Source organism: Arthrobacter sp. TMN-49, from assembly GCF_054511095.1.
The window spans coordinates 1-20632 of the sequence record NZ_JBTNDH010000025.1; the positions used below are offsets into that span (position 1 = coordinate 1).

Here is a 20632-nt window from a genome sequence, read left to right on the forward strand (position 1 = left end):
TGGGGAGATCGTGGGATTGCGTCTCCCCCTAGCGCGCGCCCCAAACCAGGCCCCCGGGTGCCGGAGCTGCGTCCGAAACCGCAGGTGGGGACTACACTCGGGTTCTTATGGAGTCGATTCCGTTTCTTGACACAGCCAGCGTTACTGGATTTGCCGGTGTTGTTGCGGCGCTGCGTGCCGCCGGCTGTGTCTATGCCGAAGATGAGGCAGCCATCTTGTTGGAAGCGGCCGGCCATGACGCAGCGCTGGGTAGGATGCTGGCGCACCGAATATCAGGCGTTCCACTGGAGCATCTGGTGGGCTGGGCACAATTCCATGGGCTGCGGATAGCGGTGGCCCCGGGCATATTTGTGCCACGGCTGCGCACCGAATTCCTGGTCGAGAAAGCCCTGGAAGTTCTGGGCACCCAAGGTGCCCAAGGTGCCCAAGGCACCCAAGGCACCCAAGGTGCCAGGCGTAGGGTGCAGGGATCCGTGGACAGTTGCGGCAATAAATCACCAGTCGTCGTGGACCTGTGCTGTGGCAGCGGCGCTGTTGGTGCAGCACTGGGACACGAGAACAGTGGATTTGAACTGCATGCGGCCGACATTGACCCTGTGGCTGTGGCGTATGCCGCTGGGAACCTGCGCAGCGTCAACGGACACGCGTACTGCGGTGACTTATTTGCGGCCCTGCCGGAAAAGCTGCGCGGCACTGTGGCCGTGATAGTGGCCAACGCCCCCTACGTGCCCACGGATGATATTGCTTTCATGCCCTCGGAGGCGCGGCTGCATGAACCCCTGACGGCTCTCAATGGCGGTAGCGACGGGCTGGACATTCAGCGCAGGATTGCTGCGCGCGCGCATTCCTGGTTGCGTCCCGGCGGTTCCCTGCTGGTGGAAACCAGCGCCCGGCAGGCGGAGTTGAGCGCGGACATCATGGCGGCCCACGGGTTCGCCGTCGACATTTCCCACAGTGAAGAATTGGCGGGCACCGTTGTCACCGGCCGGCGAGCATCTTTAAGCGGCGGGGTCTACTGAATTTCCGGGAAGGTGGTTAGCCTCGGTAGTACAGCACAAGGCGCACAGTTGGGAGTTTCGCATGAGCCTGCACAGCCGCCACCACCGGCATGATGAACATATTGTTGATTCGGCCTTCGACGGCGGGATTGGGGAGATCCCCAAACACCGGCTGCCGCGGCGAACCCAGGACGCGGATGCCGCCCTGAGGTTCGTCCAGGACGAGCTCATGCTGGATGGGAATGCGCGGCAAAACCTGGCAACGTTTGTGACGACGTGGATGGAACCGCAGGCAACTGTGCTGATTCAGGCCGCGCTGGAGAAGAACATCATCGACAAGGATGAATACCCGCAGTCGGCCGAGATTGAACGACGCTGCGTGAACATTCTGGCGAATCTGTGGAACGCACCAACACCAAATCGTGGAGCCGACGCCATGGGGTGTTCCACCACTGGCTCCTCCGAGGCCGCCATGTTGGCCGGGATGGCGCTGAAGTGGCGTTGGCGGGCGCGCCGGGAGGCGGCCGGGGCCGATGCCAGCAAACCCAATGTGGTGATGGGCGCCAACGTCCAAGTGTGTTGGGAAAAGTTCGCCCGCTATTGGGATGTTGAGGCTCGCCTTGTGCCGCTCGACGGTGCCACTCACCTGACAGCAGCACAGGCAGCCGCCGCCTGTGATGAGAACACCATTGGGGTGGTGGCTGTGTTGGGCTCAACCTTTGATGGTTCCTACGAGCCGGTGGCGGAGATCGCTGCAGCCTTGGATGCGCTTCACACCAACACGGGGTTGGACGTTCCGTTGCATGTGGATGCGGCGTCAGGCGGGTTCATCGCCCCGTTCCTTGATGCGGAGCTGCTGTGGGACTTCCGGCTGGAGCGGGTGAAATCCATTAACGCATCGGGCCATAAATACGGGTTGGTGTATCCCGGTGTGGGGTGGGTTGTCTGGCGCAGCTCGGCTGAACTTCCAGCGGATCTGATCTTCAACGTGGACTATTTGGGCGGCACCATGCCAACCTTCGCGCTGAACTTTTCACGGCCGGCTGCTCAAGTCATAGCGCAGTACTACACCCTGGTGCGGTACGGCTTTGACGGGTATCAGCGCATCCAGCAGCGTTCCCGGGACATTGCCGGTGCCATAGCGGTTGGCGTTGAACGTCTGGGTCCGTTCACGCTCCTGAGCCGTGGCGATGAGCTGCCGGTGCTGGCATTTAGCATGAGCACAAATGATGGGTACACCGTCTATGACCTCTCCCATGAGCTGCGCAGTTTTGGCTGGATTGTGCCCGCCTACCCCATGCCGGAGGGGATGGCCGACGTCGATGTGTTGCGTGTGGTGGTCCGTCATGGCTTCACCTTTGACTTGGCTGGCATGTTTCTGGCCGATCTGGCGAAGTCTGTTCAGCGTCTCTCCGGGAAAGGCCCTGATCGGGTCTCCTTTCACCACTAGCGGCCACCAACACCGAACGGGCCTTCCGCTTCGGTGTTCGGTGGATAAGAATGAGGGCATAGCTGGTGCGCCGGGCGCCAAACGCTGCGCGGCTAAGGCAGCACCAGCAGAAAGAGTGAGGGGCGCAAGAAGTGACTACCAACAATGGACTTGTCGTCGTGGCTGCGGCAGCTTTGCCTTTCGTGGACACAGTACGGGAGATTGATGCCCCCGTAGCCGAGGTCTTCAGGGCCTTCATGGATCCTGACCTGGCCATTGCGTGGTTGGGTCCGTGGGACTTGACGATGGAAATGCACGTTTGGGAAGCGCACACGGGTGGCAGTTGGGCCTACTCGCACGTTGACGATGCAGGGAATCGGTACGGCTTCCGTGGGGTCTTTCACCACGTGCTGGAGGATCGCCGGATCGTGCAGACGTTTGAATTCGATGGCTACCCGGGCCATGTGAGCCTGGAAGAGGTGGAGTTTGAGGATTTAGGCGGGCGCACCAGAATTCTCAACCACACAGTGTTCTCCTCCGTGGAGGACCGCGACGGCATGCTGGCCTCCGGTATGGAGCGGGGAGTTCGCGAAGGTTACGAGCGCCTGGAGCGACTGCTTGGCGGGACCGCACCCTAGGGTTCAGGTGTGACGGGTCAGCTGCGTCCGGCCACGGCTGCCGCAAGTTGTGTCAGGCCCTTTTCAAAGTCGCCGCCCACCATCTTGTCCATGTTCATGAACAGCATGAACACCCGGCTCAGGCCCTTGTTGTCCCCCGTCATGGTCCAGGTGACGCGGGTGCCATCGCCTTCTGGGACAAACGTGAAAGTTGTGGGGTTCACTGCCTTCATCGGTTTGCTGAATTCCAGCCGAATCTGAATTTTGGTGGGTTCCGTGGCGTCAACGATTTCCATGGTGCCGGCCCCGGCCTTGCCGTTGCCTTTCCACGTATAGGTGGCACCCACACCCTGAACGGGGCCGGCGTAGCTGCGCTGCATGTCAGGATCCAGGCCCTCCCACGGCGACCAGTTGGTCCATTCGCGGAAGCTGATTACCAGCGGATAGATTTCCTCTGCGGGGGCCGGGATCACTGCGCTGCGAGAAACACTGAAACTTGTCATGACGACAGCCTATGCCGCCCAAGGCGCACTGTCCCTAGATTTGTCGCAGGAATTATGCCGGGGTTCTGTTTTGTGGGCCGGTCCGGCAGTAGGGGGCGCGCCAGTATTTCGCTGAGACTGTCAAAGACACGGTCCCAGTCAATGCGGGGAGGGGCATAAAGGGACAGACTAGGGGTATGGAAAACGTCCTGAAACGCTGGCGCAGAGAATTGCGGGGCACCTTCAGCAACAACTCCGCAACCATCCCGCAATGGGAACTTGACCTAGAACTGGGCAGCGACGGCGGCTACTTTGGGCCAGAGTCGGCTGCGTGGGCTGTGCACGGTTCAATGACAACTCTCGTGGCCGGTATCCAGTCCCTCCTTCTGCAGGCCCTGCACCCGGGTGCGCTCGCAGGCGTCCATGACCACTCCGACTACCGCAGCGATCCGCTGGGCAGGCTTTCGGGCACTATTCGCTGGATCTTCACGGTCAGCTATGGCGATACGCGGGCGGCCCAGAAGGCGTCAGCACAAGTGCTGCGGATCCACGAGCATGTTCGCGGCAGTTACACCACCAACCACGGAGAAGCGCGCCAGTACACCGCCAACGATCCCGATCTGCTGCGCTGGGTGCACCTGGCCTTCACCCAAGCATTCTTGGCCACCCACGAAGGCTATGGTGGACCGATCCCGGGGGGTGCTGACGCCTACGTGGCCGACTGGGCAGTGGCGGGGACGCTCATGCACGTACAGAACCCGCCCGTTACAGTCCAGGAGCTCCGAGCACAGATGGCCGCTTTCACGCCCGAGCTACGGTACGACGCGCGGGTGGCTGAAACTGTTGAGTTCATCGCCAACCCGCCACTGCCGCGCTCACAGCGGCTCGGCTACAAGGTCCTGTTGGCGGCAGCGGTGGCCACCTTGGCACCGGAATACCGTGAACTTCTGAGGTTGCACGTCCCAAAACTTGGCCCCGTCCCGCTTCCGGTGCGGGGCCCCACCAAGGCGGTGCTCGCAGCAGTCCATTGGAGCTTAGGTGCAACGAGTCCCAGTGAAGCGTCCGCCCGGGCCCGCCGCAGGCGGCTGGGTCTTGAGGGTTCTCCCAGTGAGCGCGGCTAGGCTTGTCATGGCATTTTTCCCCGTTGACGTCACCCACTACCAAGGACTGTAAACAGCCCATGTCGCCACGCACATATTACCGCTCAATTGCTATTGCCGAAGCCGTCACCTGGACGTTGTTGATCGCCGGGATGATCTTAAAGTATGTGGTGAAAGTTGGTGATTGGCCAGTCACCCTGGGCGGATTCGCGCACGGCTTGGTGTTCATCGGCTATGTGACCACAGCTGTGTTGGTGGGACTGAACCAGCGCTGGCCCAAGCGCTTGATTGTGGGCGCGGCGGCCACGGCCTTTGTCCCCTACCTGACCATCCCGTTTGACAGGTGGCTGGAGAAGAACAACAAGCTCGACGGCGGATGGCGCACCGAAGCCACCGACCACCCCCGCGACGGTCACTGGGTCAACGTGGTGCTGCGCTGGATGCTTAACCGCCCGGCGCTGCTCAGTGTGGTGTTTGTGGTGTTCGTTGGCGGGACCATGGCAACCATGATGTTGGTTGGCCCGCCCGGCGGCCGTTCCTAACATCACCCGAAGGCTAGCTGAGGCGCTGCTGCAGATGGACAGTCACCAGTTCACCGGCGTCACCCTTGCCAATGGCCTTGCAGAGGGCGGCCCTCAATGGCAGCCAGTGCGGACCCGTGCCTGATGGCATCAAGGTGGCCTGGAATGACGTGGTTCCGTCCAAGGTGCCGGAGACCTTGATGGCCCGGCGGGTGCCGAGGAGTTCGGCCGATCCGGCCACCACCAGGAACGTGGCAAAGGCGCCGTCCTTGCTGATGGGTGCCGTGAACGTGAAATCTAGGGGCTGCGGGTCCTTGAGGGCTACCATGCTGTGTCCTTTGCTGGTTCTGATTGCTGAGTCGTCTTCAGGATAGTCAGGGCTTGGGGAGTTCTGCCCTGCCCGCATCGTACTGATCGCGGGCCGTGATGATGGTGGGCATATGTTCCTTGGTCCAGTCTTCCAAGGCCTTCATGGGTGCTTGCAGGCTGATGCCGGCAATGGTGAGCTGATATTCCACCCGGGGCGGGATTTGCGCATACATAGTCCGCGTGACCAAACCGTCCCGCTCTAAATTGCGCAGGGTCTGCGTGAGCATCTTCTGTGAGACGCCGTCCACGCGTTCGGCGAGCTCCGTGAACCGCAACGGCCCGCGCGTGAGTGCACCAACCACCAGTACCGTCCAACGATCCCCAACCCTGTCCAGCACCTGACGGGACGGGCAGTTGCGGTCGTAGGGGTCCCACTCGAGCTCGGTCATTTTCTTCTCCCTGGCAATGGCGTTCACTCCAGTATACCAATGTGCCTAACTCTCTATTCACGTGTTACTCTCTTTTAGTAACCAATGGCCGTTTGTGGTCAGGGTCCATCAAATCGCAAGGAGAACGCATCATGGCAAGGGTCAAAGTCCTAGGCGGTACAGGCTTCGCTGGAGGCAATATTGTTCGGGTGGCTGTGGAGCGCGGACACGAGGTGACTTCTTATAGCCGCAACCTTCCCGCCGAGCCCGTGGAGGGTGCCAACTACGTGTCCGGTTCGGTGTTCGAACCGGCGTTTCTGGCCACGGTGATCGCCGACGCCGACGTGGTCATCGAGGCCTTGTCGCCCCGTGGTGAGCTCGAGGGAAAGCTCGAAGGTGTTGTGGCGGAGCTCAGCAAACTGGCGCAGGACGCAGGTGTACGTCTGGGTGTTGTGGGCGGAGCCGGTTCCTTGCTCATTGCGCCAGGAGGCCCGAAACTTATGGACACGGCGGAGTTCCCTGCCGAGTTCCTCCCCGAAGCAAGGACGGGTGAAGCCTTGCTGGAGGCGCTTCAGGGCAGCGCGGCAGATCTTGCCTGGTTCTACGTCAGCCCGGCGGCGGGGTTCGGCGCCTGGGTGCCCGGTGACGCAACAGGAAACTTCCGCATTGGCGGTGACATTCTTCTTGTTGACGGCCAGGGAAACTCGAACATCTCAGGTGCCGATCTTGCAATGGCCCTTGTGGATGAGATTGAAAGCCCCGGACACAGCCGGAAACGCTTTACCGTGGCCTACTAGCTCCGGCATCACGAATGGGAACCTAGGTCTATGGTTTCAAGGCGGATGGCGCGCAAGAATGGTTCCGGGCTCCACGCTGCCTGAATAGAACGCTGCGCCAAACACCAATCAATGACTCATTGGCGCATAATGATCGGATTAAGTGGCTTGGTCGGAGATTGGGATTAGATCCAATGCCGTTTACTTAGTGCGGATGTGTTAATATTTGTGGCCTGTCGCGTCGTGGATGGGTGGCCCGGAGGGTCCCGAACGGTTGACTGGTCACATTTCTCCTGATGTTCTGACGCGGGTTTCCCCAGCGGATGTGGTTGATGTGGTGATTTGGCGTTGTTTTCCAATGGCTCGTACGAGGAAGTCATGCGGTCGCTGCTGACCGGGATGGAATGGCTTTCGGGCCCGTTCCGGGAGCGGGTGATGCCGACAAGGCGGCGATCTACAAGGCGCGGACTACTTCCTTGATGAAAGTGGACACTATTTCCCCGTGACGTTACGGGGGCCCATGTTGACAGGCGCCGGGGCTGGGCTGGCGCAAACAGGATTCCTGGCAGGAGGGATCAAAGCCCTGCCGGCTGCGGCCTTTGCCACCGGAACGGGTGTGCCCAACACGTCCCGGCAACTTGGCAGTGCACTGGGAGTCGCGGCCCTCATCGCAATTACGGGGGCAGGAACAAGCTCCGACAGCTTCCGTCTGGTGTGACTTGTCCTAGCTGCCTCCATCCTGGTGGGGATTGTTTCAGCGCTGCTGATCCGGGAGTTGCGGGAAAATAGTGGTGAAACTGCGGATGAAGCGCTGTTGCCAGCCGAGCACGCCTGAGCGGAATCTCACCTCATGGGACGGCAGCGCTGGCTGACATCTACTGTTCGGTGGGTTCGGGCAGGCCGAGGAGCGCATTCTCGACCAGTTCGCTCAACGCCGGATGAATCCAGTACTGCCCGCGCGCAACCGAATGGGCGCTCTGGCCAAAAGACATGGCCTGGATGAGTGGCTGAATGAGCGTTGCCGCCTCCGGGCCGATGATGTGGGCGCCGAGCAACTGTCCCGTGGCCGGATCGGCCAGCACCTTGAGGAAGTGTTCCGTGTCTTCCCGTGCCCACCCCGCGGCTATGTCTGCGTACTTCTGGGTTTTCACGACATGCGGAATCCCTTGGCTGATGGCCTGTTCCTCGGTCAGCCCCACGGAAGCGATTTGAGGGTCGGCGAAGACGGCGGCCGGAATAAAGCGGTGGTCGGCCGGCATCATGGACCCGGGATGGATCAGGTTGTGTTGCACTACCCGCGCCTCATGGTTGGCAACATGCTTGAGCTGGTGGGCGCTGGAGACATCACCCAAGGCGAAGATCCCTTCCGCGCTGGTGCGCTGATACTCATCAACCACCACCCGCCCGGCGTCGTCCACTGCAACACCGGCGGCACCCACAGCGAGATTGTCGGCATTTGATCGGCGGCCAATGGCTATGAGCAACAGCTCGGCAGAGACAGTTTGACGCCCCTGTGGGCCCTTGACCTCAAGCACGACGCCGGACCCGCCCGCCTTGAGCTGTTCAACGGTCGAATCCAGCAGTACGTCATAGCGGGCTGCGGCTTCCTTGGTGAACTGTTCGCAGATGTCGCTGTCCTGGTTGCGCAACAAGGCAGGGCCCCGGGCGATTTGCGTTACGGCGACCCCGAAGGAGGAAAAGACGTGGGCGAATTCGGCCGCGATGAAGCCGCCACCCACGATTGCAATGCTGGTGGGCAGTGCGTCGATGCGCATGATGGTGTCGGAGGTGTGGACGGTGATCCTGGGATCGGACAAACCCTCAATGTCAGGCACCATGGCACGGGATCCTGCCGCCACTACAAACTTCTCTCCCGTGATCACTGCAGTGCCGCCGTCGTGCAGGGAAATGCTCAGCTGTTTGGCGGCGGTGAAGCGGCCGTGGCCGGAAAAAACACTCACATTCGCACATTCGGGCCCCTCGCGGTAAGCCCTCCCTGCAGCCTCAATCGCGTCGATTCGGGCAAAGACCCTGTCCCGAATCCCTGGCCAATCCACTGTGTTGAGTTGGGAGTCGATGCCCAATGCCTTGCCGTGGCGGGAGGCGTCGGCCAGTTCGGCGGGGTGGACAAACATTTTGGTGGGAATGCAGCCAACGTTCAGGCACGTGCCGCCAAAGAGATTGTCCTCGACGATGGCTATGCGCAGGTGGCGCAGCTCCGGGCCCGGAATGGAGTTGCCCGAGCCCGTACCAACGATGACAACGTCAAAGTGTTCCATCGGTTCAATCCCCGGTGGTGGTTTGGCCGCGTGAGGTTCTGCCCTTGCGCCGACGCGTGCGCAGCGTCACGACGGCGGCCACCGCCGCCCCGACGCCGGCCAGCCACAGCAAGGCCATCTTTTCCGGGCTTCGTCTGGCCGCATCCGGTTCGGAGTCCGGGGCGAACTTTTCCCGGAGTTCCTTGCCTTCAGAGACCAGCAGAAGTTCCTTCCGCTGCTTCTTCAGGCTGGCGCTAATGTCACGCGGTGGCAGCTGAATTTGGGCCTCGGCCTTGATGCCCGACTGGAGCTGCCTGCCACGTTCAAGTTCGGCGTCCACCTGAGCACCCAAGAGCAGCGCCAGGTTTATGATCCACAGCCACAACAGCAGCACTATGACACCGGCAATGGTGCCGTAGGTTTTGTCGTACTTTGAAAAGTTGGCCAGATAGAGGCCGAACCCGGCCGAGGCCAGCACGGCGGAAATGAGCGCCACGGCGGCTCCCACGCTGATCCAACGGAACTTGGGCTGTTGCACGTTGGGCGTGAAATAGTACAGGACAGCAATAAGCACAATGGTGAGCAGTCCAACCACGGGCCATTTTGCCGTGTCCCAAGCGGTCACGGCGGCATCGCCCAGACCAATGGCGTCCCCCAACACCTTGGCAATGGGCCCCGAGATGACCAACAGCAGGGCAATGCCAGCCACCAGCAGCACCACAACCAGTGTCACTAGCAGCAGTGCGGGCCGCAGCTTCCACACGGGGCGGCCCTCATCGGTGCCGTAAATCCGGTTCATGGCCCGGCTAAAAGCGCCAACATATCCAGACGCGGACCACAGTGCCGTGAGCAAGCCCAAGGCAAAGGTCCACCCTGCTGCCCGGGAGCTCGCCAGCTGTTCCACGGGATTACTGATGGCCTCCTTCACGGAAGCACCGCTGAGCTGGCCCACCAAATCCAGCATCACCTTGGTGGTTTGTTCCGCCTGACCCACCAGTCCCACGATGGAAACAAGTGCCAGGATCGCCGGGAACAGCGACAACACTCCGTAGTAGGTCAGTGATGCGGCCATGTCCGTGCAGCCGTCGGCGCTGAACTTTGCAACGGAGCGTTTTGTTATGTATTTCCACGACTGTGCTTTTACTTCAGTCACACTCTGTGGTTTGCGCGCATCGTCTGGGTCCGGGGCGGCCACCTGCCCAATGGCGGAACCGGTGCTTTCGGGGGACTTCTCCTGCGAGCTCATACTAGATGACACTACCGCTTTGGCATGGCATTCAGTCTTGAAGCAGTGCCAAGGCCGTGTCTACTGTTGCCAGTGCCTGGGTATTGTCTATTCGAGCCAGGGTCATGGCCGCAATGACCAATGAGGTGAGAACTGTTGCCAGTTGTTGACGGGCGTTCGCCTCAAGGCTTGGCTTGTGTGCCGCGATGCCGCAGCTCAGTGAGCCATAGAGTTCCTGCCGGTAACCGGCGATGGCGTCGCTCACGGCAGACTCATTGGCGATGGGTGCACCGGCAGCATTTAGCAGCAGGCAGCCATTACCGGCAGGAAGTGAATCGCGGCGGGCCAAAGCGGCGCGCAGGCCCGTGAAGTAGTCGGCGAGGGCCTCCGGAGCGACGGTTGGGGCGTTGAGAGGGCGTAGCCGGGGCTCAATAATCTCGGCAAGATAGCTCTCGATGGCGGCATCAAAGAGACCGCGTTTGCTGCCAAAAGCGTGGTAGATGCTGGAGCGGCTCAGCCCCGTGGCGCGCTCAAGGACAGGAAGGGAAGCATCCTCGTAGCCATGCTCCCAGAACACCGTGCGCGCCGCGCGAATTGCTTCGTCGGTGTCGAAGGCCTGCGTGCGTCCCATTTGACCCCTCATTTTGTGAACCGTTCAGTCCAATATATAGTGGACCAGTCATTACATAATATGCCAAGCTGGCGGGCCGCGGGAGCGCGAGGCACCAGTTGGCAACCGTTGGTCGTCAAAAGTCTCCACCAGAAAGGTCACCTAGTGATCACTTCCATCAGTACGCAAATTCACCTTGCTGCCCGTCCCGTGGGATGGCCCAGCCCCAACGACTTCGCGACAGTGCAGATTGAATTGGGAGAACTGGCCCCAGGTCAGATTCGCGTGGTCAACGAGTTCATCTCGGTTGACCCTTATATGCGCGGCCGCATGAGCGCGGCCAAGAGCTATTCGGCACCTTTTGGCCTGGGCGAGGTGATGACCGGCGGCGCTGTGGGTCGCGTGGTGGAGTCAGCCCACGCTGAATACCCGGTGGGTTCTGTGGTACTCCACCAGTTCGGGTGGCGTGATGTGGTGCAGGAGGATGCTGCCGGTTTCAAGATCGTTCCGGAAATTCCGGGCGTGCCCCTGTCGCTCTACCTCGGCATTCTCGGCATGACCGGGCTCACCGCGTATGTGGGATTGACGGCCATTGCGGCAATGAAGCCCGGTGATACCGTCTTCATTTCAGGTGCCGCCGGTGCAGTTGGTACAGCTGCCGGCCAGATAGCGCGCCTCCTGGGTGCCGGTCGCGTCATCGGCTCGGCCGGAACCGACGAAAAGGTGGCCCTGCTCACCGAAAAGTATGGTTACGATGCTGCCTTCAACTACAAGAGCGGCCCCGTTCGCGAGCAGCTCGCCGCGGCCGCCCCCGAGGGAATCGACGTCTTCTTTGACAACGTGGGCGGCGAGCATTTGGAAGCCGCCCTTGACGTGTTCAACCCAGGTGGCAGAGCCGCGCTGTGCGGGGCCATTGCCGGGTATAACTTAACCGAGCGCAAGGTGGGGCCGGACAACATGGTTAACATGATTACCCGCGGACTCTCGTTCAAGGGTTTCACCTTGGGCAGCTACCTTGACCTGGCGCCGGAATTCAATGAGCACATGACCGAATGGTTCGCAGCCGGCAAGATCGCCTACGACGAAACGGTGGTGGACGGCATTGGGAATGCTGTTGATGCGCTCTTGAGCATGATGCAGGGCGCGAACACGGGCAAAATGGTGGTCCGCACGGCGGTCATGGCGGATGTGATCGGCTAAGCCGAGCGGCTGGTAATTGACCGCTGGACTGCCGGTGAGTGTGTCCCTGAGCTGTTGACGCGAACACCAGCTCGGGGCCACACTCTCAGCTCCGATCAGTACCTACTTCTTTGCTCAACGCAGTTGCCGGGGTTTCGCGGAAGCCGTGTAGGTCCACCCGACGGGCGCCGCACGGGGCTGGACACAACTTGTACAGGACGCGCCCTTCACTGGTTGTGTGTGCAGACTCAATGGTCCAGCTGTGCTCATGGGCCATGCTTTGCGCGGTGGATGTTTCCGTTTCGGGAGCGATAGTAAACGTCATACAGGCCACTATGCTGTAATGGTCTTATGCATCTCAACCCTTACGGAGAATACGCAGTTCTGCTCGCCGCATCACTTGCCAATGACTTTCCGCCGGACAGGCCGGGCCTCATAGACCGGGTGCGCGAATTCGGGATGACCATGGACTTCACGCCGGCGCCGCAAGACCATCTGTTGGTCCACCGCGTGATCGAGAACTGGCAGGAAATTGTCGACGCGCCCAGCCCCGAGGCGCGGGCGTCGCTGCTCAATGCCCAGATGGCCGCCGCCGCGGCATATCCGCGGCTCACTGACCACCATGGCGAGGGCTGGCACCTCCACTACAGGGATGAGAACCAGACGCTGGCTCATGTTCTGCGGGCTGTCATCAGTGTTGGCACGGCGTTGCATCTGACGACGCGGGGCATGACGCGGCTGGGGCGGTGCGCCGCCGGGGCGGCGCCGGGGGACCCCTGCTCCGCCGTGGTGGTGGATGTGACCCGCAACGGGCGCCAACAATACTGCTCGGTGCGGTGTGCCAACAGGGCAGCTGTCCGTCGGCATCGGGCTCGCACCGGTAGCCATCGGCACGTGCGTGTCTAGTAGGTCACCGGTGTCACGGCCGGAGTGGTGGTTGGCACCCGCAGCTACTTCTTGCCTTTCTTGTCGTCAACAATGCCGCCAAGCAAGCCGCCGATGGCTCCACCCAAGACGCCGCCGGCGGGACCGCCAAGGAGTGAGCCGATCCCCGCACCTATCCCGGCAAGACTTGATCCGTAGCTGACCCTGGCCATGGTGACAGTGGTTGATCCGTCGGGATCGTCGGAGAGCTCAAAAGACCCCAATGCGGCTGCTGCCACGACAAGTGCCACGGGACTTGTCTTGGGTTGTGCCAGCATTCGGCTGTAAGCATCTCGTGTTGCAAAGTAGGCGCGCTGGGGGTCGCCCTTGGGTTCTCCGGCGTTGTAGCCGGTCTTGTAGAGTCCCAGAAGAGTCTCGGCTTCTTTGTCAGTGATGAGATCGGCTGCCGTGAGCCTGGCCAGGATGGCCTTGTGCTCGGCAACATAATCTCCCTTGTGCTCCGCCATAACCTGCCGTGCCTCCATGCGCACGGCATGCATCAAATCTGGCAGACCCACAATGGTGGTTGGTGATAGTTCCATCATGCACCTCCTAGTTACGTCCTGATATCACAGTACGCCGGTGCGCAGCGCAACAGAATGGGCAGACGGGGCCAAAATGTGGCGGGTGGACTAACGCACCGACTTCCGCTCGTAGATGGCCATGGACCAGACGTACCCGGCCACAATCATGACGGCGCACCACCCCAGCGCCAGCACCGCGTTCCAGCCCAGTGGGGTGCCGAGCAACAGCCCGCGAATCGTCTCGATGAACGGCGTGAACGGCTGGTACTCGGCGAAGCCTTGCATCCACGCCGGCATCGAGGCCGTCGGTACAAAGCCGCTGCCAAGCATCGGCAAGATGACCAGCAGTAGCGGCAGGTTACTGGCCGTCTCAACAGACTTCGCCTGAATTCCCATGGCCACGGCGAGCCAGCTGATCGCGTAAGCGATGAGCACCATCAACCCGGCGGCGCCCAGCCACTCGATGGCACCGGCCGTCGGGCGGAAACCAACAGCCAGGCCTGCAGCGAGAACAAGGGCGACGGCGATCAGCGTCTGAATGGTGTTGCCGAGCACGTGACCGGCGAGCACCGACGCCCGCGAGATCGCCATGGTGCGGAACCGTGCTGTGATGCCCTCGGTCATATCCATCGAAACGGTGGTGGCGGTTCCGCCGGCGCCGCCGGCGATGGTGATGGCCAAGATGCCGGGGATGACATAGGCGATGTACGCCGCCCGGCCCCCGTCCGGGGCGACCCCTGGCAGTCCCGCCCCGAGGGTGCCGCCAAAGACAAACACGAACAACAGCAAGATAACGACCGGACCCATGATGGTGAAGACCGACAGGCCGGGGTAGCGCACCATGTGTAGCAGGTTGCGGCGCAACATGGTGATCGCGTCGGCGACGACGTGGGACTTTTGACTGGTGCCGGGGGCCGGAGGCCGAGCGGCGTTGATGGTGGTCATGACTGGACTTCCTTCGACTCGACCCGGCCTGTGAGCGCGAAGAACACGTCATCGAGATCCGGGGTGTGGATGCTGAGGTCTAGAACCTCAAGGTTGGCGGCATCGAGACGATCGAGCACTGTGCGCAGTGCGCGGACCCCACCGTCGCTGGGCACGCTGAGCGCCAGCCCGACGTCGTCGCGCGTTGACTCCGCGAGGAGTCCGGACGCTGTGTGGAGCGCCGCGGCATCCGCGAACTGGAGCTTGATATGGCCCCCAGGCACCAGCCGCTTGAGCTCATCCGGCGACCCGTCGGCGACGATCCGCCCGCCGTCGAGCACCGCAATCCTGTCCGCAAGCTCGTCAGCCTCATCCAGGTACTGCGTGGTGAGCAGCACTGTGGTGCCCGCGGCGACGAGGCCGCGCACAATGTCCCACATGGTGTGGCGGCTGCGCGGGTCCAAGCCCGTGGTGGGCTCGTCGAGAAAAATGACGCTTGGGGTGGCGACGAGCGTCATGGCCAGGTCCAGGCGCCGGCGCATTCCGCCGGAGTAGGTGGCGAGTGGTTTGCGGGCCGCCTCGACGAGGTCGAACTGTTCGAGCAGCTCGGTCACCCGTGTCCTTAAGCGCTTCGCACCGAGGTGGCGCAACCTGGCCATGAGAAGGAGGTTTTCCTCGCCGGTGAGCAGGTTGTCGACGGCGGAGAACTGGCCGGTGAGACCGATCTGGGCACGCACGCCGTCGGGGTTGCGCAACACGTCGCAGCCGGCGACGGTGGCGGTGCCGCCATCTGAGCGCACCAGTGTGGACAGAATGTGTATGGTTGTGGTTTTGCCGGCGCCATTGGGGCCCAGCAGTGCTGTGACGGTGCCGGCGTTGACGGTGAGGTCGACGTCGTCGAGCACCACCTTCTCGCCGTAGGATTTCCGCAGTCCACGGACTTCGATAGCTGGGGTGTTGGTCATGTCATCTGCTCCTTCAGTTCTTAGCTGGCCGACGTCATTCGGCGCGTTTGATGGTGATGTCGCCGTACTGGGTGCGTGCACGCACCGCCACACTCTGCTCGGAGGGGCCGGGTGTACTGTTGCCCTCGAGCTGGTTGCGCACATGCCCGTCCTTGGAGGAGAGGTCCAGCCAGGCGGGGACGCCGGACCGAACACCAATGGTGACCTGCCCGTAGCCACTCTCAACCTCGATGGAACCACTGGAGACTTCCCGCAGCCCGATGCTGCCGTAGGCTGTCTTGGCTGAGACGGAGCCGAGCGCCTTGGTGATCTCCAGATCGCCGTAAGAGAGTTTCGCGTCAAGGTCGCCGCCGGACTCCCCAATAGTGATGGAGCCGTGGGAGGCCTTGAGGATGGCGTCGCCGGTGACAGTGCCGATCCGAATCTGGCCGTGGTCGGCGGTGACTTCCATTCCGCCATCGGCAGTTCCTACCCTGACGGGGCCGTGTCCGGCACGCAGCCACAAATCGCCAGTCGCCTCGAGATCCACGGGGCCAGTGGAACTCTTGATCCGGGTGGCGCCCAGACGTCCCGTGCACGTCATTCCGCCGGCCGCGATCTCCGCGGTGATCCGGGACCCGGCCGGCAGCTCAACTTTCACATCAACCGAGTCGAAGGGACCTGGGCCGATCCAGCTCAGGCGCGGACGTGGGCCGGTGATGGTGATGCGCTGGCCATCAAAAGTGACTTTCGTGTCCTCCGCGCCCCTGCGGTCAACATTTTTTGCCGGATTCGTGGCTGTCACGCTCACCACTGTGTCGGTGCGGTCACTGGCGAAGACCTCGATCAGGCCTATCTGGACGTTGATGGCGAGGTCAATGGGGGTGGGGGTGTTGTAAATAGGCATGCTGGAGCCTCCGACGGTTTTGGGTGTGTTTCTGCGGCCCCGCGGGTCCGCGTGGCTGGTTTATGTGGTTAGTGGTCTATCTGGCGGGCGGGTTAGCGCGCCCAGCCAGCGAAGTTGTCGCCTGTGCGCAGCGTGCGCGCCGTGATGCGTCGTTGCTTGGGTTGGAGGGCGGATGCAACAGCGCGGACCAGCCACGTGTTCACGGACAAGCCGTCGGCCGCCGCCGCGTCGTCGACCCGCGCCTTGAGTGCATCCGGTAGGCGCAGCGTGGTGCGTGAGGTGCTTGCGTCCTCGAGGTCCACGGGTGCGGTTGCCGTGTCCTCCTCGTCAGATTCGGTGCTTGGTGCGGACACGACGAAATCGACGTCGCGCCCGCGCAGTCGCAAGTCGACCGAGCCAGGTGCCAGGTCGCGGGTGATCTCACCAGCGGCCGCCGAGAGTGCGTCAAGGAGCACCATCCGCGTCGCGGCATCAAGACCCGCGGCGAGGCGTTCGGCGGCGGCGCGGGTTTCATCTGTGCCGTGCTCCGCGGCATCCAGCAGCTGTCGCTGCAGGTCGTTTACGTATTGTCCAAGTTCCATGACACCAGCATGACACCACTGTGGTGTCATGTCAAGGTTTTGTGGTGTCATGGTTTGTTGGGATGTTCGAAAGCACGTGAGCTAGGATTTCCACATGATCACGGAGACGAATCGCTTGCTCTTGGACCGCCCGACTGGTGAGGACGCAGCGGGCTTGTACGCCATCTGCAGCGATCCTCGAGTCTGGACCCACTTCCCTAGCCTTCGGCACACCGCCATTGAACAGACGCGCGCGATGCTAGACGGCTGGATCTCCTCCTGGGACCAGGACGGGATGGGTCCGTGGGTTGTCAGGGATCCCAGCACCCAGACAATCATCGGGTACGGCGGCTGCTCCATCTCACGGGGCAGCTTTTGGAATCTGGGATACCGCTTCGCCTTCGACGCACAAGGGCAGGGCTTCGCGACCGAACTCTCACGCGAAGCTCTCAGCCAGGCGAAGCGGAACCGTCCCAGCCTTCCGATCGTGGCGTACTTGCTTGAACACAACACGGCCTCCGCTCGGGTGGCCGAAAAGGTTGGGCTTACATTGGTCCACAGTGGCCCTGATGCCGGCAACCCCGACCGGCAGGCGATTCGCCGAGTCTATGCAGACAGGGCGTTGACCCAAGGCGAATTGGTAGCGGTCATGCGATGAACTGAGCGAGCAGTTGCCGGCGTCGACCACGTCGTGCGCAGCACTGTCAGGGTTGCAACCACTCCAGGACCTGTTGGGCATGGGTGTTGGGAGGGAAGATCGGGTAAAACACGTGCTCGATGATGCCGTCCTTGATCACCAGAGTCAGGCGCGTGTAGAGCCGGTCATGACCTGGCGCGGCAAAGGTCGGAAGCATCAGTGCGCCAGCGAGGGTAAAGGTGGGATCGGACAGCATGGGGAAGGGCAGAGCGAGCCGGTTGACAACCTCGTGTTGATAGTCGGTGGTCTGGCTGGACAAACCAAGAACATTATCCACTCCGGCCTGGCGCAGCACGGTGAAGTGGTCCCGGAAATCGCACGCCTCTGTGGAGCAGCCGCGGGCCCCAGGAATCGCATCCCAGCCATCGGGCAGATCGGTCCCGGGTACGCCTGTCAACGGATACACGTAGACAACTGTTCTGCCGCTGCCCAGTTCGGCGAGATTCACCGTGCCGCCATCGGTGGCCGCAAGTGTCAGCTGCGGCATCGCGAGGCCCGGCAGATGGTCAGCGGCTCCATCATCCACCGGGACGGGAAGATTATCGGGAAGGACCTTGGCATAATCGATCACTGTGGAGAACTCCGTTCTAAAAGTGCCGGACGCGCCTTGGTGCAGTCTTTCGACTAAGTCCTCGCGCCGGGAGGTAAGGGATGCGATGGTCCGCTCCAGCTCTGCAATGCTGTCTCGGTAGGCGGCCAGGGAAGCGGGGCATTCGTCACTGTGCTGATGCCCCGTCCTCAGGCATTCGACAAATGGTGCGGCACGAGCGGGATTGATCCCCAACCCGAACAGCACACGTATTTCACTCACTACCCGCACATCATGGTCAGAGTAGTCGCGATAGCCATTGGGCAGACGGCCCGGCCGGACCAGACCCAACTGCTCGTAGTAGCGCACGGCCTTGATCGAAACCTGGGTCCGCTCAGCCAACTCACCAATACGCATTATTGCCTCCTGGCTCCACGATAAACCTTGCCCTCAGGGGCAGAGTCAACTCCCTGCAGCGTCGTGTGAAGTCGGGGCTACATCCCCGCCACGGAGTAGCTCCTTTTGATGCTTGCCGTCGCGCGCCCCCACGCGCTGGCCTTGACTCGCGCTTGGTGGCGCTCAAAGGACTGTGCGTCCTGGAAGCACTCGGAAACCTCCCAGACCTGAGGATCGCCAGTCGGGTTCACGTCGAAAGAAATGCACCCGGGTTCGGCCCGCGTCAATTGAATATGACGGGGTAGAAATTCAGAAACGACTGCAGTCTCGTCGTCGCCTTGGCAGATCAGCTGTCCAGTCACAATGATGTTGTTCACAAGGAGGAGTCTGCCATGGGTCAGGACGAAGCAGGAACAGGGACGGAGTCCGGCGCATCGTACCTAACGGCTGTCCGGGTGGAAGAGCACCGCCGTGCGCCTGCGCGAGGTGACGAAGCAGCCGCTGCCTTCCACGGCCAGCAGCAGTCCTTAGAAGGGTAGGTTGTTTGCCTGCGTCAAGCCGCCACCGAGATACTGGTTCAGCTTCTGCGCAACAACATTCGTGCCGTCGGCAGTTTGAATGGTGGTGTTGGAACACGATTCACATCGGCCGGTGCCTGCCACGACCTGCTCCCAGACGCCCACAACTTTCTTCCTTGTAAGGGCGCGTGAACAGCTGAAGGTCATCAGTGATTTCACGGAGCCGTAATCACCCGTGCTGAGGTGCTCAGAGATTTCTTCTCCTTGGTCTGCTGCTGGAGCAGTGTTGAACCGCTTGAACGCGGCCTGGCGGAGCAACGAAAGAGCCGATAGTCAGTGTTGTCGGCGCGACGCTGACTATCCGACTGGGCTTCCGGTGACTAGTTGACTCGGGAATATCCCTCGAATACCGTGTGGGCATGGCCCTTTGTGACTGATTGAGGAGAAGACGCAAGTTTTTCTGCGCGTCAGTACTTTTCTCGTCTCAATCTCACATCGGACACAACATGACTCAATCACCCCAAATTTCCTATCAGGCTGTCCTCTCGCGCCCACAGGTGCCGCTAAGGTTCGGCGCCGCATTGGCCGGGCGCTTGGCATATCCCTTGGTGTTCATCCCCCTTTTGCTCGCGATAGAAGCGAGCACCGGATCGTTCGCTGTCGCTGGTGCAGCCGTGGGTGTCTACGGCGCTACCGCGGGTTTCCTGGCTCCGCTCCGGGCCAAGGCGATTGATCGCTACGGCCAACGCCGTACCCTGCCCATCCTGGCTTTTTGTTTCTCGGCACTGCTGGTGGCTACCAGTGCGATCACCGCCACAGCGGGTTCCAGCGCATTGCTATGTGTAGTGATGGCTGGGCTGGTGGGGGCCGTCGCCCCACCCCTGGGCCCCGTGATGCGCGTTCTTTGGAAACAGCTCACCGAGGGGCCGGTGATGCTTAAACGGGCGCTGACGCTCGATGCCGTCATCGAAGAGGTGCTCTATCTCATTGGCCCGGCCGTGGCAGGCCTCCTTGTCACCCTCCTGCCGGCCAGTGCCGTTTTGCTGCTCCCAGCAGTTCTGGTCTCCGCCGGGACTGTCGGCATGATGGCGGCGGGAACTCTGGGCGCGCCGCCGGGCGTCAGCGCCGGCAGGATCCCGCATGCCATCGAAGCGCCTCAAAAGCGCCTCACGTCACGGTCGTTTCTGAGCTTGCTCTCACCTGTTCTCGGGATCGGCGTCGCCCTGGGCGTAATCTATGTGGCAGTGCCAGCGTTTGGTCACGAGCGGGGCAATGTTGCCGCGACGGGCTTGATCCTCGCCGCGTTCGCAGCCGGTAGCGCGTTGGGTGGGATGCTCTACGGCCGCCTTGAGTGGACGCTTTCGCCCCTTGGGCAACTTCCGCTGCTTGCGGCCGGGGTCGCCGTGGGGGCCATCGCGATGGCGGTTGCGCCAGGGGTGATAACTCTGGGAATCCTCGCAGCCGTGACAGGGCTCTTTTTATCGCCGGCAATGATTTCAGCGTATTTCGCGGCCAGTAAATATGGTCCTAGTGCCCAAGCCACGGAGGTCAACACCTGGGTCAACACATCCCAGAACATCGGAGCAGCTGCGGGCTCCGCCCTCGCAGGCATCCTCATTGAAAGGTCCACAACGAGTACCAGCTTCGTATCGGCAGGAGTTGCCGCGCTAGCCCTCATAGTGGCCGGTATGTTCCTGAGCAGACAGATTGGCAGCGGGAAACGGACATCACCCAGACGGTGATGGCGGCCCGGGAGCGATGCGCAGCCTGACGGCGT

At 61.8% G+C, this 20632-nt stretch carries 26 protein-coding genes; 12 read left to right on the plus strand and 14 right to left on the minus strand.

Going from position 1 to position 20632, the window contains the following annotated elements:
• Positions 1-107: 107 nt before the first annotated feature.
• From ACX80E_RS12210 to ACX80E_RS12220, 3 genes are all read left to right on the plus strand, one after another.
• Complete coding sequence (locus tag ACX80E_RS12210; RefSeq protein ID WP_459302246.1) at positions 108-1019, plus strand: methyltransferase; 912 nt, start codon at positions 108-110, stop codon at positions 1017-1019.
• A 61-nt stretch (positions 1020-1080) separates the two neighbouring features.
• Positions 1081-2448: a glutamate decarboxylase gene (locus ACX80E_RS12215; RefSeq protein WP_459302247.1), complete on the plus strand. Its 1368-nt coding sequence runs from the start codon at positions 1081-1083 to the stop codon at positions 2446-2448.
• Positions 2449-2579: 131 nt separating this feature from the next.
• Positions 2580-3065 (plus strand): SRPBCC family protein, encoded by a 486-nt coding sequence (locus ACX80E_RS12220; RefSeq protein WP_459302248.1) that lies wholly within the window; start codon positions 2580-2582, stop codon positions 3063-3065.
• 17 nt (positions 3066-3082) lie between these two features.
• On the opposite strand, the gene ACX80E_RS12225 is transcribed toward ACX80E_RS12220, so the two are convergent.
• Positions 3083-3547, minus strand: a complete 465-nt coding sequence (locus ACX80E_RS12225) for an SRPBCC family protein (protein WP_459302249.1) — start codon at positions 3545-3547, stop codon at positions 3083-3085.
• A 176-nt stretch (positions 3548-3723) separates the two neighbouring features.
• On the opposite strand from ACX80E_RS12225, the gene ACX80E_RS12230 reads away from it, so the two are divergent.
• Positions 3724-4647: an oxygenase MpaB family protein gene (locus tag ACX80E_RS12230; protein ID WP_459302251.1), complete on the plus strand. Its 924-nt coding sequence runs from the start codon at positions 3724-3726 to the stop codon at positions 4645-4647.
• 59 nt (positions 4648-4706) lie between these two features.
• On the plus strand, positions 4707-5168 hold the full coding sequence (locus tag ACX80E_RS12235) for a DUF3817 domain-containing protein (RefSeq protein ID WP_459302252.1): 462 nt from the start codon (positions 4707-4709) through the stop codon (positions 5166-5168).
• A gap of 13 nt (positions 5169-5181) precedes the next feature.
• On the opposite strand, the gene ACX80E_RS12240 is transcribed toward ACX80E_RS12235, so the two are convergent.
• Both ACX80E_RS12240 and ACX80E_RS12245 read right to left on the minus strand, forming a co-directional pair.
• On the minus strand, positions 5182-5475 hold the full coding sequence (locus ACX80E_RS12240) for a DUF1905 domain-containing protein (RefSeq protein WP_459302253.1): 294 nt from the start codon (positions 5473-5475) through the stop codon (positions 5182-5184).
• A gap of 46 nt (positions 5476-5521) precedes the next feature.
• Positions 5522-5905, minus strand: coding sequence for a winged helix-turn-helix transcriptional regulator (locus ACX80E_RS12245; protein ID WP_459302254.1), 384 nt, complete (start codon positions 5903-5905; stop codon positions 5522-5524).
• 131 nt (positions 5906-6036) lie between these two features.
• Between ACX80E_RS12245 and ACX80E_RS12250 the strand changes: the two genes are divergently transcribed.
• Together ACX80E_RS12250 and ACX80E_RS12255 are read left to right on the plus strand one after the other, a co-directional pair.
• Positions 6037-6681, plus strand: a complete 645-nt coding sequence (locus tag ACX80E_RS12250) for an NAD(P)-dependent oxidoreductase (protein WP_459302256.1) — start codon at positions 6037-6039, stop codon at positions 6679-6681.
• A gap of 481 nt (positions 6682-7162) precedes the next feature.
• Entirely contained in the window at positions 7163-7378 is a 216-nt protein-coding gene (locus ACX80E_RS12255) for a hypothetical protein (RefSeq protein WP_459302257.1), read from the plus strand.
• Between the two features lie 157 nt (positions 7379-7535).
• Here ACX80E_RS12255 and ACX80E_RS12260 read toward each other — a convergent pair whose 3' ends face one another.
• From ACX80E_RS12260 to ACX80E_RS12270, 3 genes are read right to left on the minus strand one after another with little or no spacing between them, the layout of a single operon-like run.
• Entirely contained in the window at positions 7536-8939 is a 1404-nt protein-coding gene (locus ACX80E_RS12260) for a mycothione reductase (protein WP_459302258.1), read from the minus strand.
• A gap of 4 nt (positions 8940-8943) precedes the next feature.
• Positions 8944-10164 (minus strand): YihY/virulence factor BrkB family protein, encoded by a 1221-nt coding sequence (locus tag ACX80E_RS12265; RefSeq protein ID WP_459302259.1) that lies wholly within the window; start codon positions 10162-10164, stop codon positions 8944-8946.
• A 31-nt stretch (positions 10165-10195) separates the two neighbouring features.
• A complete protein-coding gene (locus ACX80E_RS12270; RefSeq protein ID WP_459302260.1) occupies positions 10196-10774 on the minus strand; it encodes a TetR/AcrR family transcriptional regulator in 579 nt (192 codons plus the stop codon).
• A 144-nt stretch (positions 10775-10918) separates the two neighbouring features.
• Here ACX80E_RS12270 and ACX80E_RS12275 point away from each other — a divergent pair, with 144 nt between their 5' ends.
• Together ACX80E_RS12275 and ACX80E_RS12280 are read left to right on the plus strand one after the other, a co-directional pair.
• Entirely contained in the window at positions 10919-11953 is a 1035-nt protein-coding gene (locus tag ACX80E_RS12275; RefSeq protein ID WP_459302261.1) for an NADP-dependent oxidoreductase, read from the plus strand.
• 330 nt (positions 11954-12283) lie between these two features.
• Positions 12284-12838 (plus strand): CGNR zinc finger domain-containing protein, encoded by a 555-nt coding sequence (locus ACX80E_RS12280; RefSeq protein ID WP_459302262.1) that lies wholly within the window; start codon positions 12284-12286, stop codon positions 12836-12838.
• 44 nt (positions 12839-12882) lie between these two features.
• On the opposite strand, the gene ACX80E_RS12285 is transcribed toward ACX80E_RS12280, so the two are convergent.
• The 5 genes from ACX80E_RS12285 to ACX80E_RS12305 form a co-directional block, all read right to left on the minus strand.
• Positions 12883-13401 carry a hypothetical protein gene (locus tag ACX80E_RS12285; RefSeq protein WP_459302263.1) on the minus strand — a complete coding sequence of 173 codons (519 nt, stop codon included), beginning with the start codon at positions 13399-13401 and terminating at the stop codon, positions 12883-12885.
• An 87-nt stretch (positions 13402-13488) separates the two neighbouring features.
• Positions 13489-14325, minus strand: a complete 837-nt coding sequence (locus tag ACX80E_RS12290) for an ABC transporter permease (protein WP_459302264.1) — start codon at positions 14323-14325, stop codon at positions 13489-13491.
• Complete coding sequence (locus ACX80E_RS12295) at positions 14322-15269, minus strand: ATP-binding cassette domain-containing protein (protein ID WP_459302265.1); 948 nt, start codon at positions 15267-15269, stop codon at positions 14322-14324. The genes ACX80E_RS12290 and ACX80E_RS12295 overlap by 4 nt, the downstream gene beginning before the upstream one ends.
• A 34-nt stretch (positions 15270-15303) precedes the next feature.
• Complete coding sequence (locus ACX80E_RS12300) at positions 15304-16155, minus strand: DUF4097 family beta strand repeat-containing protein (RefSeq protein WP_459302266.1); 852 nt, start codon at positions 16153-16155, stop codon at positions 15304-15306.
• 92 nt (positions 16156-16247) lie between these two features.
• Positions 16248-16736, minus strand: coding sequence for a histidine kinase (locus tag ACX80E_RS12305; RefSeq protein WP_459302267.1), 489 nt, complete (start codon positions 16734-16736; stop codon positions 16248-16250).
• Positions 16737-16830: 94 nt separating this feature from the next.
• Here ACX80E_RS12305 and ACX80E_RS12310 point away from each other — a divergent pair, with 94 nt between their 5' ends.
• Positions 16831-17373 carry a GNAT family N-acetyltransferase gene (locus ACX80E_RS12310; RefSeq protein WP_459302268.1) on the plus strand — a complete coding sequence of 181 codons (543 nt, stop codon included), beginning with the start codon at positions 16831-16833 and terminating at the stop codon, positions 17371-17373.
• A gap of 46 nt (positions 17374-17419) precedes the next feature.
• On the opposite strand, the gene ACX80E_RS12315 is transcribed toward ACX80E_RS12310, so the two are convergent.
• Entirely contained in the window at positions 17420-18358 is a 939-nt protein-coding gene (locus ACX80E_RS12315; RefSeq protein WP_459302269.1) for a MerR family transcriptional regulator, read from the minus strand.
• A 77-nt stretch (positions 18359-18435) separates the two neighbouring features.
• Positions 18436-18714, minus strand: a complete 279-nt coding sequence (locus ACX80E_RS12320) for a putative quinol monooxygenase (protein WP_459302270.1) — start codon at positions 18712-18714, stop codon at positions 18436-18438.
• A 15-nt stretch (positions 18715-18729) separates the two neighbouring features.
• On the opposite strand from ACX80E_RS12320, the gene ACX80E_RS12325 reads away from it, so the two are divergent.
• Positions 18730-18876 (plus strand): hypothetical protein, encoded by a 147-nt coding sequence (locus ACX80E_RS12325; protein WP_459302271.1) that lies wholly within the window; start codon positions 18730-18732, stop codon positions 18874-18876.
• Here the strand turns inward: ACX80E_RS12325 and ACX80E_RS12330 are convergent.
• Positions 18865-19173, minus strand: coding sequence for a hypothetical protein (locus tag ACX80E_RS12330; protein WP_459302272.1), 309 nt, complete (start codon positions 19171-19173; stop codon positions 18865-18867). The genes ACX80E_RS12325 and ACX80E_RS12330 overlap by 12 nt on opposite strands.
• A 188-nt stretch (positions 19174-19361) precedes the next feature.
• Between ACX80E_RS12330 and ACX80E_RS12335 the strand changes: the two genes are divergently transcribed.
• Positions 19362-20597: an MFS transporter gene (locus ACX80E_RS12335; protein ID WP_459302273.1), complete on the plus strand. Its 1236-nt coding sequence runs from the start codon at positions 19362-19364 to the stop codon at positions 20595-20597.
• The last annotated feature ends 35 nt before the right edge of the window (positions 20598-20632 follow it).

Coding starts and splice junctions, on each gene's coding strand:
- ACX80E_RS12280 (WP_459302262.1), top strand. CDS start 12,284: ATGCATCTCAACCCTTACGGAGAATACGCAGTTCTGCTCGCCGCATCA.
- ACX80E_RS12290 (WP_459302264.1), bottom strand. CDS start 14,325: ATGACCACCATCAACGCCGCTCGGCCTCCGGCCCCCGGCACCAGTCAA.
- ACX80E_RS12265 (WP_459302259.1), bottom strand. CDS start 10,164: ATGAGCTCGCAGGAGAAGTCCCCCGAAAGCACCGGTTCCGCCATTGGG.
- ACX80E_RS12210 (WP_459302246.1), top strand. CDS start 108: ATGGAGTCGATTCCGTTTCTTGACACAGCCAGCGTTACTGGATTTGCC.
- ACX80E_RS12295 (WP_459302265.1), bottom strand. CDS start 15,269: ATGACCAACACCCCAGCTATCGAAGTCCGTGGACTGCGGAAATCCTAC.
- ACX80E_RS12325 (WP_459302271.1), top strand. CDS start 18,730: ATGGGTCAGGACGAAGCAGGAACAGGGACGGAGTCCGGCGCATCGTAC.
- ACX80E_RS12225 (WP_459302249.1), bottom strand. CDS start 3,547: ATGACAAGTTTCAGTGTTTCTCGCAGCGCAGTGATCCCGGCCCCCGCA.
- ACX80E_RS12245 (WP_459302254.1), bottom strand. CDS start 5,905: ATGACCGAGCTCGAGTGGGACCCCTACGACCGCAACTGCCCGTCCCGT.
- ACX80E_RS12285 (WP_459302263.1), bottom strand. CDS start 13,401: ATGATGGAACTATCACCAACCACCATTGTGGGTCTGCCAGATTTGATG.
- ACX80E_RS12310 (WP_459302268.1), top strand. CDS start 16,831: ATGATCACGGAGACGAATCGCTTGCTCTTGGACCGCCCGACTGGTGAG.
- ACX80E_RS12300 (WP_459302266.1), bottom strand. CDS start 16,155: ATGCCTATTTACAACACCCCCACCCCCATTGACCTCGCCATCAACGTC.
- ACX80E_RS12250 (WP_459302256.1), top strand. CDS start 6,037: ATGGCAAGGGTCAAAGTCCTAGGCGGTACAGGCTTCGCTGGAGGCAAT.
- ACX80E_RS12335 (WP_459302273.1), top strand. CDS start 19,362: ATGACTCAATCACCCCAAATTTCCTATCAGGCTGTCCTCTCGCGCCCA.
- ACX80E_RS12240 (WP_459302253.1), bottom strand. CDS start 5,475: ATGGTAGCCCTCAAGGACCCGCAGCCCCTAGATTTCACGTTCACGGCA.
- ACX80E_RS12215 (WP_459302247.1), top strand. CDS start 1,081: ATGAGCCTGCACAGCCGCCACCACCGGCATGATGAACATATTGTTGAT.
- ACX80E_RS12235 (WP_459302252.1), top strand. CDS start 4,707: ATGTCGCCACGCACATATTACCGCTCAATTGCTATTGCCGAAGCCGTC.
- ACX80E_RS12230 (WP_459302251.1), top strand. CDS start 3,724: ATGGAAAACGTCCTGAAACGCTGGCGCAGAGAATTGCGGGGCACCTTC.
- ACX80E_RS12315 (WP_459302269.1), bottom strand. CDS start 18,358: ATGCGTATTGGTGAGTTGGCTGAGCGGACCCAGGTTTCGATCAAGGCC.
- ACX80E_RS12305 (WP_459302267.1), bottom strand. CDS start 16,736: ATGGAACTTGGACAATACGTAAACGACCTGCAGCGACAGCTGCTGGAT.
- ACX80E_RS12260 (WP_459302258.1), bottom strand. CDS start 8,939: ATGGAACACTTTGACGTTGTCATCGTTGGTACGGGCTCGGGCAACTCC.
- ACX80E_RS12270 (WP_459302260.1), bottom strand. CDS start 10,774: ATGGGACGCACGCAGGCCTTCGACACCGACGAAGCAATTCGCGCGGCG.